This is a genomic window from Streptomyces sp. NA02950 (genome assembly GCF_013364155.1).
Taxonomy (GTDB): domain Bacteria; phylum Actinomycetota; class Actinomycetes; order Streptomycetales; family Streptomycetaceae; genus Streptomyces.
In genome coordinates, this window is record NZ_CP054916.1 from 8,313,210 (window position 1) to 8,331,170 (window position 17,961).

12 protein-coding genes are annotated in these 17,961 nt (G+C 71.2%); 9 read left to right on the top strand and 3 right to left on the bottom strand.

The features are described from left to right. The first annotated feature begins 381 nt into the window (after window positions 1-381). The 9 genes from HUT19_RS36005 to HUT19_RS36045 all read left to right on the top strand — a co-directional run bounded on the left by HUT19_RS36005 (window position 382) and on the right by HUT19_RS36045 (window position 13,850). Window positions 382-2,754 carry a SpoIIE family protein phosphatase gene (locus HUT19_RS36005; protein WP_176184723.1) on the top strand — a complete coding sequence of 791 codons (2,373 nt, stop codon included), beginning with the start codon at window positions 382-384 and terminating at the stop codon, window positions 2,752-2,754. Between the two features lie 347 nt (window positions 2,755-3,101). Further along, a complete protein-coding gene (locus tag HUT19_RS36010) occupies window positions 3,102-3,536 on the top strand; it encodes a tyrosinase cofactor (RefSeq protein ID WP_176184725.1) in 435 nt (144 codons plus the stop codon). A gap of 47 nt (window positions 3,537-3,583) precedes the next feature. Continuing rightward, the gene (locus tag HUT19_RS36015; RefSeq protein WP_176184727.1) at window positions 3,584-4,402 is read left to right on the top strand and encodes a tyrosinase family protein; all 819 of its coding nucleotides are present in this window, start codon (window positions 3,584-3,586) and stop codon (window positions 4,400-4,402) included. A 312-nt stretch (window positions 4,403-4,714) separates the two neighbouring features. Then, on the top strand, window positions 4,715-5,209 hold the full coding sequence (locus HUT19_RS36020) for a hypothetical protein (RefSeq protein ID WP_176184729.1): 495 nt from the start codon (window positions 4,715-4,717) through the stop codon (window positions 5,207-5,209). Then, window positions 5,209-6,603 carry a hypothetical protein gene (locus tag HUT19_RS36025; protein WP_176184731.1) on the top strand — a complete coding sequence of 465 codons (1,395 nt, stop codon included), beginning with the start codon at window positions 5,209-5,211 and terminating at the stop codon, window positions 6,601-6,603. The genes HUT19_RS36020 and HUT19_RS36025 overlap by 1 nt, the downstream gene beginning before the upstream one ends. Beyond that, complete coding sequence (locus HUT19_RS36030; RefSeq protein ID WP_176184733.1) at window positions 6,600-7,946, top strand: VWA domain-containing protein; 1,347 nt, start codon at window positions 6,600-6,602, stop codon at window positions 7,944-7,946. Before HUT19_RS36025 ends, HUT19_RS36030 begins: the two co-directional genes overlap by 4 nt. A 12-nt stretch (window positions 7,947-7,958) precedes the next feature. Then, entirely contained in the window at window positions 7,959-9,080 is a 1,122-nt protein-coding gene (locus HUT19_RS36035; RefSeq protein ID WP_176184735.1) for an AAA family ATPase, read from the top strand. Then, the gene (locus HUT19_RS36040; RefSeq protein WP_176184737.1) at window positions 9,077-12,007 is read left to right on the top strand and encodes a DUF5682 family protein; all 2,931 of its coding nucleotides are present in this window, start codon (window positions 9,077-9,079) and stop codon (window positions 12,005-12,007) included. The genes HUT19_RS36035 and HUT19_RS36040 overlap by 4 nt, the downstream gene beginning before the upstream one ends. Before the next feature lie 223 nt (window positions 12,008-12,230). Then, entirely contained in the window at window positions 12,231-13,850 is a 1,620-nt protein-coding gene (locus HUT19_RS36045) for an APC family permease (protein WP_176184739.1), read from the top strand. A 35-nt stretch (window positions 13,851-13,885) separates the two neighbouring features. Here HUT19_RS36045 and HUT19_RS36050 read toward each other — a convergent pair whose 3' ends face one another. From HUT19_RS36050 to HUT19_RS36060, 3 genes are read right to left on the bottom strand one after another with little or no spacing between them, the layout of a single operon-like run. Further along, entirely contained in the window at window positions 13,886-14,677 is a 792-nt protein-coding gene (locus tag HUT19_RS36050) for a hypothetical protein (RefSeq protein WP_368661725.1), read from the bottom strand. After that, on the bottom strand, window positions 14,613-15,500 hold the full coding sequence (locus HUT19_RS44440) for an MFS transporter (protein WP_368661726.1): 888 nt from the start codon (window positions 15,498-15,500) through the stop codon (window positions 14,613-14,615). Before HUT19_RS44440 ends, HUT19_RS36050 begins: the two co-directional genes overlap by 65 nt. Next, entirely contained in the window at window positions 15,490-17,853 is a 2,364-nt protein-coding gene (locus HUT19_RS36060; protein ID WP_176184743.1) for an ATP-binding domain-containing protein, read from the bottom strand. Before HUT19_RS36060 ends, HUT19_RS44440 begins: the two co-directional genes overlap by 11 nt. Between the last annotated feature and the right edge of the window lie 108 nt (window positions 17,854-17,961).

Below are 17,961 nucleotides of genomic sequence, written 5' to 3' on the forward strand. Positions count from 1 at the left end.
GACGGCACCCATTGATTGCTTCACAAACTACGGCATAGTGGAACACGCCTTCTGGTGAGGTCCAGCCAGGCACATGGAACCTCCCCAGAGGCCACCACGCCGCTCCGTGACCGATGGTGCGGCGCGGTGGCACGCTCCGTCGCGGAGTACGCCCCACCGGACACGGACGCGACGGCGAGCGGCGCGCGGGCAGCGCCCGCTCAGGGCCTCTCCCGTGCGGCCACCGCGGATCACCTCCGCCCGCGGACACCCACGCCCCCCACGCCACGTACGGCAAGGACGTGTGCGAGCGCCCGAGTCACCCCGGCGATGTGCGACCCGGGCCGTCGGGTTCCCGGGCCGCCAGGCCTCCGAGCCCCCGAAATGTGAGGACAGCCGCCGATGGACACCACCACCGACAGCGCGGGCGATCGTGGCTTCTGCCTCGACCGCGTGGCGTCCGTGGTCCTGGACGGCGCGGGCACCGTCACGCACTGGTCCGCCGCCGCTACGGACCTCCTCGGGCTGTCCGCCTCCGATGTCGTGGGGCGTCCGGTCACCGAGCTGCTCGTGGAGGACCAGGAGCCACCGGGCGGTCCGGGGCTCCCTCCTGGCGGCCGGGCCCGGCTGCGGCATGCCACCCAGGGCTCGGTGGACACCGTCTTCCGAACGACACCGCTGGACGGCGGCGGCTGCGTGGTGCTCGCCGCCCCCGCGGACACCGCGGCCGAGTGGGGACAGGGTGTGGCGCTGCTGCGGGCGCTGTTCGCCCAGGACGGCGTCGGGGTGGCCGTCCACGACGCGGATCTGAAGGTGCTCAGCGTCAACGCCCCCTCCGGGCGGCTGCCGGGCGCGGACGCGGTCCGGAGCCGGCTGGCCGAGGTGGTGGACGGACCGGACGCACCGTCCTTCCGGGCCGTCCTGCGCGAGGTGATGGAAACCGGTAACGCGGTCATCGACCGGGAGCAGTCCCTGAGCACACCGGACGGGGACCGGGCGGTGGGCCAGTGCGCGTTCCGCCTGGACGACGCGCGTGGTGTGCCGACCGGGGTGATGAGCCTCTTCCGGGACACCACCGAGCAGAAGCGGGTGCGCGACCACCTCGAACTGCTCCGCGACTCCGCCTCCCGGATCAGTGCCTCGCTCGACGCGGTGCGTGTCGCCGAGGACCTGGTGGACGTCCTCGTCCCCGGCCTGGGGGATCTCGCGACGGTGGAACTGCACGAGTCCGTGCTCGCCGGTGACGAGCCACCGAGGATGTTCGGCGGCGGGAAGCAGCACCTGGTCCGGGTCGCCGGTGCCACGACCACCGGGGACTGGCCCGATGGACTGCTCACCACCGGAACCAGCTATCCACCGCTGCCGGACAACACCGGTCTGCGCGCGGTCCAGGGCGGTGCGGCCATCACCACCGACCGCGTGGGCGCGGTGCGGGCCGTCGGCCCCGAGCAGGAGCGTCTGTTCATCCCGGACGGCGGCCACGCGCTGGCGGTCGCCCCGCTGCGGGCACGCGGACTGGTGCTGGGTCTGGTGGCGGTGTGGCGCACCGACCGCCCCGAGGCGTTCGACGAGGACGAGCGGGTGCTGCTGACGGAGATCTGCTCACGGGCCGCGCTCGGCATCGACAACGCACGGCGTTTCGCCCGGGAGCACCGGGCGGCCGTCGCCTTGCAGGAGCGGCTGCTGCCGCATGCCGTGACCGACACCCTGGCGGCGGAGACGGCCGGAAGCTACCGCCCCGCCAGTGGCGGGGCCGGCATCAGCGGCGACTGGTTCGATGTCATCCCGCTGCCCTGTCTGCGGGTGGCGTTCGTGGTCGGGGACGTCATCGGCCACGGGCTTCCGGCCACCGCGGCCATGGGCCGGCTGCGCACCGCCATCCAGACCCTCGCCGCCCTGGAGCTGGACCCGGACGACCTGCTGTCCCGGGTGGAGGACCTGGTCGAGCAACTCGCCGCCGAGGCCACACAGGAACAGCGTGACGCCGTCGGCGCCACCTGTCTGATCGGTGTCTACGACCCGGTGGACCGCCAGTGCACCCTGGCCAGCGCCGGACATCCGCCACCGGCGGTGGTGGCCCCCGACGGCACCACCCGCTTCGTCGACCTCGCGCCCGGTCCGCCGCTCGGGGTCGGCGGGATGCCGTTCGAACCCCTCACCATCGAGCTGGCGCCGGGAAGCGTTCTGGCGCTGTACACGGACGGGCTGATCAGCCGCGACCGGGCCGATCTGGAGACGGGGATGGACCGGCTGCGGGACGAACTGGCCGCGCAGTGCCGTCCGCACCGGCCACTGAACGAGATCAGTGCCGCGCTGCTGGACGGTGTCGACGACGAGCGGCAGACCGACGACAGCGCCCTGCTGCTCGCCCGCACCCGTACCTCCCCGCTGTGGACCGTCGCGAGCTGGGAGTTCCCCGCGGACCCCGCATCGGTGGCGCGGGCGAGAAAGGCCACCGCCGACCAGCTCGCCACCTGGGGGCTGGAGGAGCTGGCGTTCAGCACGGAACTGATCGTCAGTGAGCTGGTCACCAACGCGATCCGGTACGCGGGTGGCCCGATCGGGGTGCGGCTCATCCGGGAGAACGGTCTCATCTGCGAGGTCACCGACCCCAGCAGCACCCAGCCCCGGCTGCGCAGGGCCGGGGACACCGACGAGGGCGGACGTGGACTGTTCCTGGTGGCCCAGATGACCACCCGGTGGGGCAGTCGCTACAGCCGTCGCGGCAAGACCATCTGGACCGAGCAGACGGCGGCGCCGCCGGGCCTCGGCTGACCCCTGTGACGGCCCCCTCGCCGGGGTGTGCGGACCCACTCCGGGCGGCGTCCTGAGGACCCTGGAATTGCGCCGAGTTGTGACCGTGGGATGATTCACGGTTACGGCGGTACGAGAAGAGGATCGGCGGTCGGGAGCGATCCCAAGCGCGGAATATCCTGTTTCATAACGGCGGGTGACGAGCGTCACTGTGATCATCCGCCGTTGAATTCCGCACCTTCCGACAACAGTTGTCTCGTTCGTTGCTTCGTTCACCGCGTCGACTTGATGATCCGTTCGACCCTGCCAGCATGTGGCGGCGCGGGCCGGTTCACGGCCCGGACCCCAACGAACGACAGGAGTCGACCATGTCGCGTCCCACCCGGCGCCGGGTGCTGCACCGTGGTGTCGCGGGCCTGGCCGGAGCGGCGCTCGCCGGACCGGTCGTCGCGGCCACCGCATCGGACACCTTTGCCGCCACCGCCCGTTCCACCGGAGGCCCCGAACACACGGAGGGGCACGGGCGGCCCGGAGGCCATGAGATGCCACAGCCCTTCGACGAGATGTACGAGGGCCGCCATATCGAGGGCTGGCCGGAGGAGGGTGGCCACGGCGGTCCGCTCGAGGGCATGGAGTTCGTCGTCCGGATCGACAACGACGACCTGCACGTCATGCGGAACGCCGACGGCACCTGGGTGAGTCTGGTGAACCACTACGAAACCCTCGACTCGCCGCGCGCCGTGGCGCGGTCGGCCGTGCGTGAACTCAACGGCGCCGACCTGGTCCCCGTGGTGACCGGCTGAGGTCCACCGGCCGGCCGTCCATCCCCACCCCCGAGGAGTTCCGACACATGGCAGTCCGGAAGAACCAGGCGGACCTCACCGCCACCGAGAAGCGCGATTTCGTCGACGCGGTGCTCGAACTCAAGCGCACCGGCCGCTACGACGAGTTCATCAGCACCCACAACGCCTTCATCATCTCCGACACCGACAGCGGGGAGCGGACCGGTCACCGGTCGCCGTCCTTCCTGCCCTGGCACCGCACGTTCCTGTTGCAGTTCGAGGAGGCGCTCCAGAGCATCACACCGTCGGTCACCCTGCCCTACTGGGACTGGACCGTGGACCGCTCGCCCCGCAGCTCCCTGTGGGCCGACGACTTCCTCGGCGGCGACGGGCGGAGCGGTGACGGCCGGGTCACCACCGGCCGGTTCGCCTTCGGCGGTGGCAAATGGCCGATGAACATACGGGTGGACGGCCGGACGTTCCTGCGCCGGGCGCTCGGCGCGGGGGTCCGCGAGCTGCCCACCCGGGCCGAGGTGGACCGGGTGCTCGCCCTGACCACCTATGACGCCGCCCCCTGGAACAGCTCCTCCGACGGCTTCCGCAACAACGTGGAGGGGTGGCGCGGCCCCAATCTGCACAACCGGGTGCATGTGTGGGTCGGCGGCCAGATGACCACGGGGGCCTCGCCCAACGATCCGGTGTTCTGGCTGCACCACTGTTTCATCGACAAGCTCTGGGCCGACTGGCAGCAGCTGCATCCGCGGTCGGGATATCTGCCGACCGGTGGCACCCGAGATGTGGTCGCCCTGAACGACACCATGAAGCCGTGGAACGACGTCACCCCGGCCGATCTGCTGGACCACACCAGGTTCTACACCTACGCATGACAGGTGCATGATGCCGCGTAGGCCAGGTGTGCGGCGTCCCGCGCAACTCCGCGCACCACACCACGCGTTTGCCACGTCCCGGGACGAGTGACGGCGTATCCAGCCCGCCGCCACTCGCCGGTGAGCTGATTGTCAGTGGGGTGCGCCATGCTGTGTCCCGGGTCGGCGGAGAAGGGTTTTCTCCGGCACCGGCTCATGGCAACGGCGTGCTGTGCCACGTGTCCCGGGGAGTGCCGACGAGGCCGACCGCCCGGGTCTGTTGCCGGATGTGATGGACCGATACGGCGCAGACGCCGGGCTGGAGGTCGAGAAGTGGTCAACGCGGACGAGGCCGCGTGGGAACGGTGCAGTGCGGTCCGGGTGGTGCCGCCCGTCCGGGCGCGCAAGCTGGCGAAGGTGCCGTTCGTCGAGCTGGCGGAAGGGCGGTTGCAGGGGGTGGTGTCCAGCGGTTCGGACATCGCCCGGGTGTATGTGTCCTCGATCGCCGCGGGCACCCACGGTCTCAGTTGCAGCACCAACAACAACCGCCCGTGCGGTGCGTTGCACAGCTCGCCGTGCAAACATCTGCGGGCCCTCGCCGACGAGGCGGTCCTGCAGTACGGCCGGGAGCGGGTCGCCCGCTATCTGCGGGTCGAGGCGGGCGCGGAGGAGGATCTGGTCAGCAGCCTGCACGGCTCTGTGGAACGGGCCCCGGCCGCCGGGGTGTTCAGCCGCTTCCTGCGCCATCTGGCCTATCTGGAGCTGCCCGACACCACGGCGCCCGTGCCCGAGCTGCACTGGTTTCCGGCCACGGGGGCGGTCGCCTGATGCGCGGAATACAGCTCGCCGAACTGCTCGGGGCCACACCGCCGGGAGCCGGGGAAGCACTCGACCTGGTGGCCGGCTTCGATGACACCCTCGTCCAGGGACTGGCCCGGTTCGGTGAGGACAGCGCCGCGGCGCTGACCGCCCTGGCCGCCGCCGTTTCGGGGTCACCGCTCGGTCCGGCCGTGGCCGAGGCGGCCGGGAAGGTCGCCGCCGGATCCTTCACCGAAGAACACCTCGCGGCCCTGGCCGGGGCCCGTACCGCCCTCTTCGGCGCGGTCCACGACGCGCGGCTCACCGGCCTCGACACCGCGCTCGGACGGACCAGGCAGACCTGGGAGGAGCCACCCGCGGCGGCACCGGTGGCGGACCAGCTGCTCACCGGATGCCGGTCATGGCTCCAGGAGCTCGCCATCACCGGCTGGCGCGGGATCGGCCACGACCTGATCTCCGCCGCCGACCAGACCATCGAGGCGCTGCTCGCCGAGCCCGCGTTGCGGCGTCCGGCGGTCCTGCTCGACGGCCTGGCGGCCGAACTGCGGGCCGCCTCCCCGCTCGCGACGGCCGAGCGGCTGCCCACCCGGCGCTGGGCCGATCTGTGGGCCCGCGCCCTGCTGCTGGCCCGCGACGGCGAACGCCCCGGAGGAGTAGAGCCCGTCGAGTCCGTGTCCGGCCGGCTGCTGATCCTCGGGGTCGATGTGCACGAGCACGCCACCGCCGTACAGGTGCAGGTGCACGCCGTCCTGGAGCCCACCGGCGCGGCGCCCTCGCGGCTGGTGCGCACCGGTGTCACCGCCGCGAAGGTGGACACCATCGTCGGCCCCGCCGTCTGGCGTCTGCTGCACCGCCACCCCGTGCTGCTCACCGCGCTGGCCGAGCAGCGTGCCCTGGAGGTCACCGATCTGCCGCTGCTGGCCGGGGGCGATCTGGTGTGGGACGACGACCGGGCCACCGCGGGCGAGCCCGCCGATCCGTTCGTCACCGCCCGGGTCCAGCTCACGGACGCGGTGGCCGCCCCGGTCCCACCGCTGGACCGCCATCCGGTGCGCATCGCCGAACCGGTGCTGCTGGAGGAGTACAGCACCGACGGAGAGGTGCTCGACCTGGACGGCACCACACTCCCCTTCGACCTGGAGCGGCTGCCCGGCTGCGGACCGCTCACCCCCGCGCTGGTGGCCGCCTCCACGGCCTGTGTCGGACTGCTGCGGTGGGACGGCGGCCGCTGGTCGCTCCAGCCGCTGGCCCTCCAGACCACGGTCAAGCGCAAGAAGACCGAGGTGCACGGTGGCGCGTGGGCCATGGGCATCACCGATCCGAAGGTGGCCAAGGCCGATGCCCGGGCGGGCGACGCTGTGGCGGTGCTGCGTGAGCGGGCGGGACGGCTGCTGCGGAAATGAGCGACCAGACGAATCACACGACCACCGACGCGGTCGGCCCCGAGGGCGGCGGCGCCGACCGCAACCGGCGGCAGGTCCTCTACTGGCGTCTGCTCTCCCGGCTGTTCGACCGCGAGGAGCAGCCCACGCTGGAGGCCGCGAGCGTGGCCATCGTGGACACCATCGGACTGCCGTCCGGCCTGCTCGACCCGTCGGTGTCCGTGGACACCCTGGTCCAGCGCTTTCCGGACCTCGAGGCCGAGTTCCAGGGCCTGACGGAGCTCAAGGCCGAGGACGGCGACAACGAGCACGAGAACGAGGCGGACGATCCCGATGAACAGGTCCGGCGCGCCGCGCTGGTGTCCAAACTCCTGCTCAACGTGTTCGCCACCGGCACCGGCAATGTCACCGCCCAGCAGCTGTCCGACTGGAAGCGCGACGCGGGCTGGTGCACCCAGGCCATGGGCACCGAGTCGGCGGACGAGCTCAGAGGGGTGCTGGCCGGCCTGGAAGGCGACCTGGTCAAGCGGATGCGGCTGCGCGAGGTGCTGGCCGACAACGCACTGGCCCGACAACTGACACCGAGCATGTCCCTCATCGAGCAGTTGCTCCGGGACAAGGACAACCTCTCCGGCGTCGCGCTCGCCAACGCCAAGGCCCTGATCCGGCGCTATGTCGACGAGGTGGCGGAGGTGCTGCGCACCCAGGTCCAGCAGACCAGCGTGGGCACCATCGACCGCTCGGTGCCGCCCAAGCGCGTGTTCCGCAACCTCGACCTGGACCGCACCATCTGGAAGAACCTCACCAACTGGGACCCGGAGAGCGAACGGCTCTATGTGGACCAGCTGTTCTACCGGCACACCGCCAAACGGACCACACCCGCCCGGATGGTCGTGGTGGTCGACCAGTCGGGGTCGATGGTGGACTCGATGGTCAACTGCACCATCCTCGCCTCCATCTTCGCGGGGCTCCCCAAGGTGGATGTCCACCTCGTCGCCTACGACACCCGTGCGCTCGACCTCACCCCCTGGGTGAAGGACCCGTTCGAGGTGCTGCTGCGCACCAAACTCGGCGGTGGCACGGACGGCACCGCCGCGATGGCCCTGGCCCGGCCGAAGATCGCCGATCCCCGTAACACCGTGGTGGTGTGGATCTCCGACTTCTACGACAACCGGGCGCTGATGACGGACTTCGAGGCCATCCACCGTTCCGGTGTGAAGCTCATCCCGGTCGGCTCGGTCAACAGCTCGGGGCGGCAGAGCGTGGACGAATGGTTCCGCGACCGGCTCAAGAACCTCGGCACACCCGTGATCTCCGGACATATCCGCAAGCTCGTCCTCGAGCTCAAGAACTTCCTCGCCTAAGGAGAACGACCCATGTCCGACGCTTCCATGCTCCGCGCCCCGGCCGAGGTGAAGTACGCCGAGGAGCTCGAATGGCTCGAGTCCGTCGACGACGGTCCGAAGCCCTTCTCCTGGCGGCTCAGCCCCCGTATGGTCCGGCTGTTCATCCTGGGGTCCGAGCGCGCCGACGGGCTCGACCGGGAGATTTCGCAGAAGTGGTTCGGTGACCGCAGCTTCGTCGAGCGCAGCATCGTGACGCTCGCCTCGGACCGCGGACTGCTGCTGATCGGCGATCCGGGAACCGGCAAGAGCTGGCTCGCCGAACTGCTCTCGGCCGCCATCTGCCGCAACTCGACCCTGGTGGTCCAGGGCACCGCGGGCACCACCGAGGACCACATCAAGTACTCGTGGAACGTCTCGATGGTGATCGCCAAGGGGCAGTCCCGCGAGTCGATGATCCCGTCGCCGATCATGACGGCGATGGAGCGGGGTGTGATCGGCCGCTTCGAGGAGCTGACCCGGTCCACCAGCGATGTCCAGGACGCGCTGATCTCGATCCTGTCCGAGAAGTACGTGTCCATACCGGAGCTCGACGACGACAACATCGTCTTCGCCCAGCCCGGGTTCTCCATCATCGCCACCGCCAACAGCCGTGACCGCGGTGTCAACGACCTCTCCTCCGCGCTCAAGCGGCGGTTCAACTTCGTCCGTATCCCCGTGGTGACCAACAAGCGCAGCGAAGCGGAGATCGTGCGCTTCCGCACCAGCGAGCTGCTGCGGCGCCATCGGATCGAACTGGAGGTACCGCCCACCCTGCTCGACATCCTGCTCCAGAGCTTCGCCGATCTGCGCACCGCGTCGGCCGCCGCCACCAGCGACGACGACAAGCTGGAGTCGGCGCTGTCCACCGCGGAGCAGATCGGTGTGCTCGAGGACGCCATCCTGCACAGCCAGTTCTTCGGCGACCAGGTCCTCGGCGCCCGTACGCTGGCCGGCTCCCTGGTGGGTTCGCTGGCCCGGCGCAGCCCTGAGGACCTGGCCATCCTGAACAAGTTCTGGCACGGCGTCGTCGAACCTCGCAGCAAGGAGGACAAGGACGGGGGCTGGCAGGACTTCCTGGAGGGCGGCCGAGAGGCGATCGAGACCCTGTCATGACAGATGTGAACCTTTCGAACGAGCCCGCCACGGGTGCGGTGGCGACGCACCCGTTCGGCGCCCTCCGTGACCAACTGCGCGATGCCGCGGTCGCCTTCGCCGACCACCCGGGCGCGGTCCCCGGCATCCTCTCGGGCATGGTGGACGACGTCGACCGGGCGCTGCGCGAAGAGCTCGAGATCTTCCCCGTGTGCCACCACTCCCCGGCCTCGGCCCTGGCCATGGTCCGGCGGCTGAACGAGAAGCGGCCCAAGGTCATCTATCTGGAACTGTGCGAGGACCTGCGGCCGCTCCTGGACGAGCTGCGCAACTGCCGCCTCCCGGTGGCACTCCAGGCGTTCGCCGGCGAGATCGACGGCTTCCCGCCCGAATGGGCACCGCTCAGCGTGGTGGCACCCATCACCGAGGCGTCGGCCGAGTACCAGGCCATCGCCTACGCCCTGGAGACCCCGGGTGTGGAACTGGTGCTGGTCGACCGCTCCACCGACCACGTCTTCCAGTGGGAGCCCCGGCGGCCCGCCGGGGACACCCCGCCGGATCCCTCCGCGGCGGACGACGACACCCACGCGGCGCAGAGCGAAACCACACAGGACACGGCGCAGGACGAGGCAGCCCTGCACGGCGACGCGGTCGGCATCGAGATCGGTGATCTGCGCCCCCGCTTCGCCGAGCTGGAGCGGTATCTGCTCCACCACGGCAAGGTCAGGCACTGGTCCGAGTGGTGGGACCAGTACGTCGAACAGCCCCTCGTCGGCGCCGACTACACCACCTACCGCCAGGTGATGGTCATGATCGGCAGCCTGTTCCGCAGGCTGCGCCCCGATCCGCACGGACGCGACGCCCGGGACGAGGACCGCGAGCGCTACATGTGGACGCGGATCCGCGAACACCTGGCGGAGTCCGAGGCCGACCCGGCGCACTGCATGTATGTGTGCGGTGCGTACCACGCGGCCAGCCGGGTCGAGCAGTTCGGCCTGGGCTCGCGGGCGGAGCCGTTCGCCATCACCCCTCGTTCCGAAAGCCGCTGGATGTACGGGCTCATCCCGTCCAGCCACTCCGCCATCGAGATACAGTTCGGGCTGGCCCCCGGGGCGGTGTCGATCGCCGCGGCCACCTGGTCCAAGGCGCTGAAACGCGGTGGTGTCACCCCGTACCGGCTGAAGGGGCAGCAGCCCTCGGGCTCCCAGCGCACCGGCCGGAAGTCCGGGCGCGGGCGGTCCGGCGCCACCGGGACCGCACCGGACACCCCGGAAGCGGTCACCGACCGGCTCTCCGGCTTCCTGGCCACGCCGCCCGTGCTCGACGGACTGGACGAGGCCGAACTGCTGGGCTGGAGTGTCGACATCGTCAGGCTGGCCCGCCGCAACGGGTATCTCGCCAGCACCGCCGACGCCATCGCGGTGTTCGAGACCTCGATCCTGCTGGCCGGAATGCGCGGCCGCGCCCGTCCCACCCCGTACGACTTCGAGGACGCCGCGGTCACCTGCATCGAGAAGAACTCCGTACCCGGCCGCCGCGATGTGCGCCGGCTGTGCGAAATCCTGCTCGGTGGCGACCGCATCGGCACGGTCGGCTACCACTCGCTGCCGCCCCTGGCCCGTGATGTGCTGGACCGGCTGGAGCCGCTCGGCCTCAACCTGAGCGCACGGACCAACCAGCGGGCACTGCTCGATCTGGACGCCGACCCCGCCTTGCGGCCCTGCTCGGATCTGCTGTGGATCCTGCGCCGTCTGCTGGGGGACGTGGCCCGCCCGATCATGGGAGCCCGGCGGCTGGGCGAACGGTCCATCCAGGAGAGCTGGGACCTGGCCATCGGGCGGAACCAGCGCGCCCTGGTCGAAATCGGCTACGAGGGCGTCACCATCGAGCAGGTGCTGGAGCAGCGGCTGCGCCGCGACGCCTGGGCGCCCGAGGCCACCGCGGCGGCCGTGCTGGAGTCCGTGGAGGAGGCGCTGCTGTATCTGGGGAGCCGGCGGCTCGCCGATGACCTCGGGACCCGGGCGGTGGAGCTGCTCACCGCCGAGCGCACGGTGGACGGCGCGCCCCGGGTGCTGCGGCAGATCCGCCGGCTGCTGGCCCACTACCGTGCCACCGAGCCGGAGCTGCCGCGCTGGTGCGAGGGGTTCGTCACCGCGGGCTACGCGCACTACTGCACCCTGCTGCCGACCGCCTTCACGGACGAGGACACCGGGGTCCGCCAGGTGGCGGCCATGCTGGGCTTCCTGTTCAGCATGGAGAGTTTCGCGCTCTCGCTCGGCTGTGACCACAGCCAGCTGGAGCTGGCGGTGCGCCAGTCCCATCCCGAGACACCGGACAAGGTGGCCCTGCTGTGGGCGGCCACCACCCACCTCGGCCTGACCACCAGGGACGAACTGCGCTCGCGGTGTGAGGAACTGCTGGCCAACCCCCTGGTCGTGCCGTCCTTCCCGCGCTACATCAGCGGGTTCCTCCAGGCCCTGGAGCCGGTTCCGGCGCTGTCGCCCTTCGTGGTCGAGCTGATGTCCAAGGCGTTCGCACGGCTGCCGGACACCGTGCTGCTGCCCTGGCTGCCGAGGCTCATCACCACACTGCGCGCCGAGGCGGAGGAGATGGTGCCGACGCTGGTCCGCGAGGCGGGCCGCACCTTCCCCGCCACCCTGTCCGCCGTGGACAGCTGGGTGCCCCCGTGGTCGGCGCGGCCATCCACCGGCGGCGGTCCGGCGCCGGGCGCGGTGTCCGGTCCGGCCGCGGCCGCCGCGGAGCTGCTGGCCGCCCATCCGGGGAGCTGCGACGCGGTGGCAGGGCTGCTGGGCTGTGACGCGGAGTGGCGGACGGAAGACCCCGTCGGCGGCGGTGGCGCGGCACGGGAGGTGGACGAGCTGCTGACCCGCCACCCCGCCACGGTGGAGGCGGTCGCGCGGCTGCTCGCACCGGAGCCGGTCGGGTAGCGGCGACCGGCACCGACATCCGGTGGCCGGGCCGGCGGAGCCCGGCCACCGGATGCCACCGGATATCTCCCGCACCACGGAGAATTCTGCCCCCGGGACCCGGACACGACAGGGCGTTTCATCGGAATCCGCACGTCAGACGGTATCCCTTCGACGGTGTGCGCCACGTCGCGTGGCACGCTGGGCACGCTCACGTTCCGCACCACCCGAGGAGATATGCCACGTGTCGCAGAACCAGCCAGCGGAGTCCTTCGCCGCCCCGGCGGTACTCGCCGAGGAGCGCAGACTCCACAAGGACCTCGGATTCTGGGGTCTGACCGCGATCGGCTTCTCCAACATCCTCGGGTCCGGCTGGCTGTTCGCGGCCCTGTACGCCGCCCAGGCCGCCGGACCCGCCGCCCTGCTGTCCTGGGTCGCGGCGGGTGTGCTGTGCGCCCTGATCGCCCTGGTCATGGTGGAGCTCGGGGCCACCCGGCCGGAGGGCGGCGGCACCGTGCGCTGGCCGCTGTACGCGAGCGGACGGCTGGTCGGCACGATGATCGGCTGGTCCGTGGTGCTCTCGGTGGGCGGTACGGCGGCCGAGATCAGCGCCATCATGCAGTACGCCGCCCACTATGTGCCGGGGCTCTACGACCACGGCAGGCTCACCGCCTCGGGCCTCGGTGTGGCCGTCGCGCTGAGTGTGCTGCTGACGGCGCTCAACTGGTTCGCGGTGCGGATATTCGCCCGGATGAACAACCTGGTGTCGGTGTTCAAGGTGGTCGTCCCCGTCGTCACCATCGTCGCGCTGTTCCTGTCCGGCACCCACGGCGGACGTCTCACCGATCACGGCGGCTTCGCGCCGTACGGCTACGCGGCATGTCTGACCGCGCTCGCCGGTGGCGGCATCGTGTACTCCGTCAACGGCTTCCAGGCCCCGCTGGACTTCTCCGGGGAGGCCCGCAACCCGCGGCGTACCGTACCGGCCGCGGTGCTCACCGGTATCGGCCTCGCCGTCCTGGTCTACCTCGGGCTGCAACTGGCGTTTCTCTTCACGGTGCCCGACTCCCTGCTGGAGCACGGCTGGCAGGGCGTCAACTTCGAGTCACCGTTCGGACAGCTCGCCCTGGTGCTCAATCTGCACTGGCTGGCCACGCTGCTGTACGCGGACGCGGTTGTCTCACCGGGCGGTTCGGCCTACGTGGGAGTGGCCATCGACGCCCGGCACACGTACGCCCTGGCCAAGAACGGCCTGCTGCCCCGCTTCTTCATGCGCATCGACCCCCGGTCCGGTATGGCGCACCGCGCCCTGGTGCTCAACCTCGTGGTCATCGTGGTCTTCATGCTGCCGTTCGGCGGCTGGCAGGACATCGTGAGCGTGATGGGCGACATGTACTTGCTCATCTACGCGTCCTCGGCGGTGGCCGTCGCCGTGTTCCGCGCACACGACCGGGAGCGGGGCGTGCCACGGACCGAGGGCCAGGTGCCCGGCGTGCACTGGATCGCCCCCGTCGGGTTCGTCGTGGCCAGCGAGTTCATCTACTGGTCGGGCTGGCACGATCTGCGGCTCGCGCTGCCCCTCGTGCTGGCCGGTGTCCCGCTGTTCCTGCTGCAACGGCGCAAGGCCAACGGGGTCCCGGTCCGGGACGAACTGCGGCACGGCGCCTGGCTGGTGCTGCACCTGGCCGTACTGACCCTGCTGTCGTGGCTCGGCACCTTCGGCGGCTCCGGGCGGCTCCCGGCGCCGTACGACTCCCTGGCGGTGGCCGCCCTCGCGTTCGCCGTCTTCCTGTGGGCGGTGCGCTCGGGCACCGACCACCTCAGGACGGCGCGGCCCGAGGGGGTCCCGGGACCGGGGGTGTGACCACGCACCGTGCCACACTCACCGGGCCACCACGCCTACTGGATGCTCCAGCGGTGCGGATGGCCGGGATCGGCGGGGCAGGCGAAGATGTTCAGCTCACCCCACCGGCCCACGGTCACCTCGGTGGGAGTGGCCGACCGCAGATACTTGGGCAGATCGCGCTCCTCCACGGGGATCCAGCTTTCGCTGCCACCGTCCCACTCCGAGCTGTCCACGGTCAGCAGCAGCTCCATCGGTGCCGCACAGGACGCGCAGTCCATCCGGGCCGGGTCGGTCAGATGCCACGACGCGAACCCCCCGGCGCGCCAGCCGGGCGGTATCGACAGGTCGTACTGGTAGGCGGGCTCGCCGGCCGGCTCCTCCCCGGTTGCCTCGTACACCGCCTCCGCCGCCTCCTCCCGGGCATCCTCCGTGTCGTGGATCCGGGCACGCAGCTCCTCGGGCAGCACCCCGGCGAACGGGTAGGTGACCACCTGCTCCGGGTGCAGCACACAGGGCTCCGCCACGTACCCCTCGTAACCGACCACCTCCGGCCGCGGCGGCGTGGCCAGCACCTCGGTGACCTCCCACGACCGGCGCCACAGCAGCCGCACCGACATGCCGTACCCGGTGCGCCCGTGGCGGTCGAAGGGGCACCAGAACACCTGGAGCAGATCGCAGCCGTCCGGCCCCGGACGCAGATCGGGAACATCCCGCCGGTACAGCTGCGCCACCCCGACCATCGGCAGCGGATCGGTGTCGGCGATCCCCGCGACACAGTGTTCACGCCCCAGCTCCGTCAGCAGCTCCCGTTCCTCGTCCGTGGGACCGGAGGAGGGATCGCGCACCCACGCGGCGTCGAGGATCCGCCGTGCGCGGTGGATGTCCGCCGGGCGCCTGCCGCGTCCCCGTCCGTGCGGTTCGGTGCACACCGGCCAGGGCTCGTCCACCGGCCACAGCAGCGGCCCGCCCACGGAACTGTCCGACACCTCGGGCGTACCCGGCCGCGGATGCAACCGCGTTGTCGTACCGCGGTGGGCGGCCAGCCCGGGGTACAGCTTCTCGACATCGAGCGGGCGGGGCGGAGTGGTCCTCGTCATGGGGGAACTCTAGGGCGCTGTGGCCCGGGCGCGGGCCACCCGGTATCACCGAGGAGTTGTCCCCGGCACGGCTCGTCCGCGGGGGTGCGGTAGCCAGAGGCGGTGTGCCCTCCGTGGCGGAGTCGGCGGAGGAAGCCGAGGACACCGCCGTCCAGATGGCGATCGCCCGCGGCCGCTCCTCGTCGTCGAAGAGCCGCACGATCACGGCCAGGGTGCAGGACATCAGGAACGCCGCGCCCACTCCCATCCCGGCACGGGCCGCCACCACCTGATCCGGGCTCCGCGCCGGCGCCGCGGTCAGCGACCCCAGCCCGAACAGGGCGGTACCCACCAGCAGCGCCCGGCGCCGTCCGTAACGGTCCGCCAGCCCGCCCGCGGCGATCAGCAGAGCGCCCATGGCCAGCGAATAGGCACTGATCATCCACTGGGTCTCGGCCGTGGTGGCCCCCAGATCGCGGGTCAGCGAGGGGACCGCCACGAACAGGATCGCGTTGTCCAGCACCACCGTCAGCAGCACCATGCACAGCACGGCGAGGGTCAGCCACCGCCGTGGCGCGCGCTCAGGAGACATCGGCGTACCCCCGCTCCGGCTCCCCGGCCGCCTTCACACCCGCCAGCACCGCGGGCAGATCCCGGCTGTGCACGAGGCCCAGCCGCTGGGTGGCGCGGGTGAGTGCCACATACAGATCCCGGGTGCCGTTGGGCGACTCGTGCAGGATCTCCTCCGGCTCCACGACCAGGACGGTGTCGAACTCCAGCCCCTTGGCCTGCTCCACCGTCAGCACCACGCCCGGCATGTCCAGCGCCTCCGGATCGTCGGCGAGCGCCACGTCCTCCGACGTGGTCAGAGCGCCGCCCAGGTCGTCCATCCGGAACCTGGGCACGATGACCGCGAGCCGGCCGTCGCCAATCCCGCCGATCTCCCGCTGGACCAGCCGCGGCAGCTCGCCGGCGAGGGCGGCGGGTTCGATCCGCAGGCTCCACGGCGGCCTCCCCGTTCTGCGGACGGCCAGCGGCGGCCGGAGCCGGGTGTCGATGCTGTGCAGCACATCCGTGGTGATGTCCATGATCTCCGCCGGGGTGCGGTAGTTGACGGTGAGTTCCTCCTTGCGCCAGCGGTCCCCGACATGGGCGGTCAGCACCTCCTCCCAGGAGGTGAGCCCGACCTCGGCACCGGTCTGCGCGATATCGCCGACCACGGTCATCGAACGGCTGGGACACCGGCGCATCAGCAACCGCCACGCCATCGCGGAAAGCTCCTGCGCCTCGTCCACGATCACATGGCCGAACGCCCAGGTGCGGTCCTTGCGCGCACGGTCGGCCACCGGCCGGTGCAGTGCCCCGCCGTGGTGCTGGTCGATCAGCATCTCCGGGTCGACCATGCCGATGCCCATCTCGGTGAGGACCCGCTGGGCGTACGCCAGCTCCTCCGCCCGTTCCTGCGACGCGGCCTGCGCGGCGAGCCGTTCGGCGGCGGTCTCCACCGGTCCCAGCAGCTCGGCGGCCTCGTCGAGCAGCGGAACGTCCCCGGGCGTCCAGTACGGCTCGGTGTGCGGCGGCGGCCCCGGCGGCTCGCGCAGCAGCGCCGTACGCTCCGCCTCGTCCAGTCCGGGTGCCACCGCCGCCAGCCGCTCGGGTGAGGCGAACAGATCCACCAGCAGCTGATGCGGAGTCAGCAGCGGCCACAGGCGCCGCAGCGCGGCCCGCACCTGCGGTTCGGCCCGCAGCTCACGGGCGATGTCCGCCACGTCCTCGTCCCGCAGGAGCCCCTGGCCCAGCCGGTCGGCCATCCGCCGGGTGAACGTGCCGATGACCTCCCGGACGAACACCGACCGGGCCTGGTTGTGCGGCTGGTGCTGCTCCCGCGCGGCCGCCCTGGCCTGTTCGACCAGGGCGGGGTCCAGCCGCAGCACCTCCTCGTGCACGGTGCCTTCCCTGATGGTCAGCTCCCAGGTGGTCTCCGGAAGCCGCTGCCGCTCCCGCACCGCCTCGGCCAGCACCTCCACCATCCGCAGATCGCCCTTGACCACCGCCGCCTCCGGCGGCTCGTGGGCCACCGCGTCGACACCGGGGAAGAGCTGCCCGACGCTGGAGAGCAGCACGTCGCTCTCCCCGAGCGAGGGCAGCACCTCGTCGATGTAGCGCATGAAGGTGGGGTTGGGGCCGACCACCAGCACACCGCGCTTGGCCAGCCGTTCGCGGTAGGTGTAGAGGAGGTAGGCGGCCCGGTGCAGGGCCACCACCGTCTTGCCCGTGCCCGGTCCGCCCTGCACCACCATGACGCCCGGCAGATCGGCCCGGATGATCCGGTCCTGCTCGCCCTGGATGGTGGCGACGATGTCCCCCATCCGCCCGGTGCGCTTGGCGTCGAGTGAGGCCAGCAGCGCCGCCTCGCCGTTGAGGGTGGCGCGCCGGGCGTCGCTGAGCGTCTCCAGGTCGAACACGTCGTCGTCGATGGCGACGACCCGCCGCTCCTTCGTCCTCAGCTGCCGACGCCGCACCACACCCTGCGGACTGGCCGGTGTGGCACGGTAGAAGCCCTGGGCGGCGGGGGCGCGCCAGTCGAGCAGGATGGGCTCGTGCTCCTCGTCGGAGAGTCCGATCCGGCCGACGTACAGCCGTTCGCCGTCCTCCATGTCCAGCCGCCCGAAGCAGAGTCCGTGCTCCGCGGCGGACAGCTGGGTCAGCCGGCGCGCGTGGTGCGTTTCCATCGCGTCGCGCTCGGACCGTCCCTGGTGCGTGCCACTGGCGTCCTGCCGCTGCGTTTCCCTGAGTTGGGCACTGGCCCGGTCCCGCAGGGTGTCCAGTTTCCGGTACAGGGCGGACACATAGGTGTTCTCCGCCGCCAGCTCCCGGCGGCGGAACGTGTCCTCCGCCCCGGAATCGTCGGCGTCCCCTGGCTCCCACCGGAATCGTTCACCCATGCCCGTCCTTTCGTCCGGCCGCTCGGTGCGAGTTGACAAGCCGTGCGGCACGGCGTAGAGTAGATGCTGGACAGAAATTGCTCTGTTGCAGGAGTTCAGTTTAGTGGA

Coding starts and splice junctions, on each gene's coding strand:
- HUT19_RS36005 (WP_176184723.1), top strand. CDS start 382: ATGGACACCACCACCGACAGCGCGGGCGATCGTGGCTTCTGCCTCGAC.
- HUT19_RS36010 (WP_176184725.1), top strand. CDS start 3,102: ATGTCGCGTCCCACCCGGCGCCGGGTGCTGCACCGTGGTGTCGCGGGC.
- HUT19_RS36015 (WP_176184727.1), top strand. CDS start 3,584: ATGGCAGTCCGGAAGAACCAGGCGGACCTCACCGCCACCGAGAAGCGC.
- HUT19_RS36025 (WP_176184731.1), top strand. CDS start 5,209: ATGCGCGGAATACAGCTCGCCGAACTGCTCGGGGCCACACCGCCGGGA.
- HUT19_RS36030 (WP_176184733.1), top strand. CDS start 6,600: ATGAGCGACCAGACGAATCACACGACCACCGACGCGGTCGGCCCCGAG.
- HUT19_RS36035 (WP_176184735.1), top strand. CDS start 7,959: ATGTCCGACGCTTCCATGCTCCGCGCCCCGGCCGAGGTGAAGTACGCC.
- HUT19_RS36040 (WP_176184737.1), top strand. CDS start 9,077: ATGACAGATGTGAACCTTTCGAACGAGCCCGCCACGGGTGCGGTGGCG.
- HUT19_RS44440 (WP_368661726.1), bottom strand. CDS start 15,500: ATGTCTCCTGAGCGCGCGCCACGGCGGTGGCTGACCCTCGCCGTGCTG.
- HUT19_RS36060 (WP_176184743.1), bottom strand. CDS start 17,853: ATGGGTGAACGATTCCGGTGGGAGCCAGGGGACGCCGACGATTCCGGG.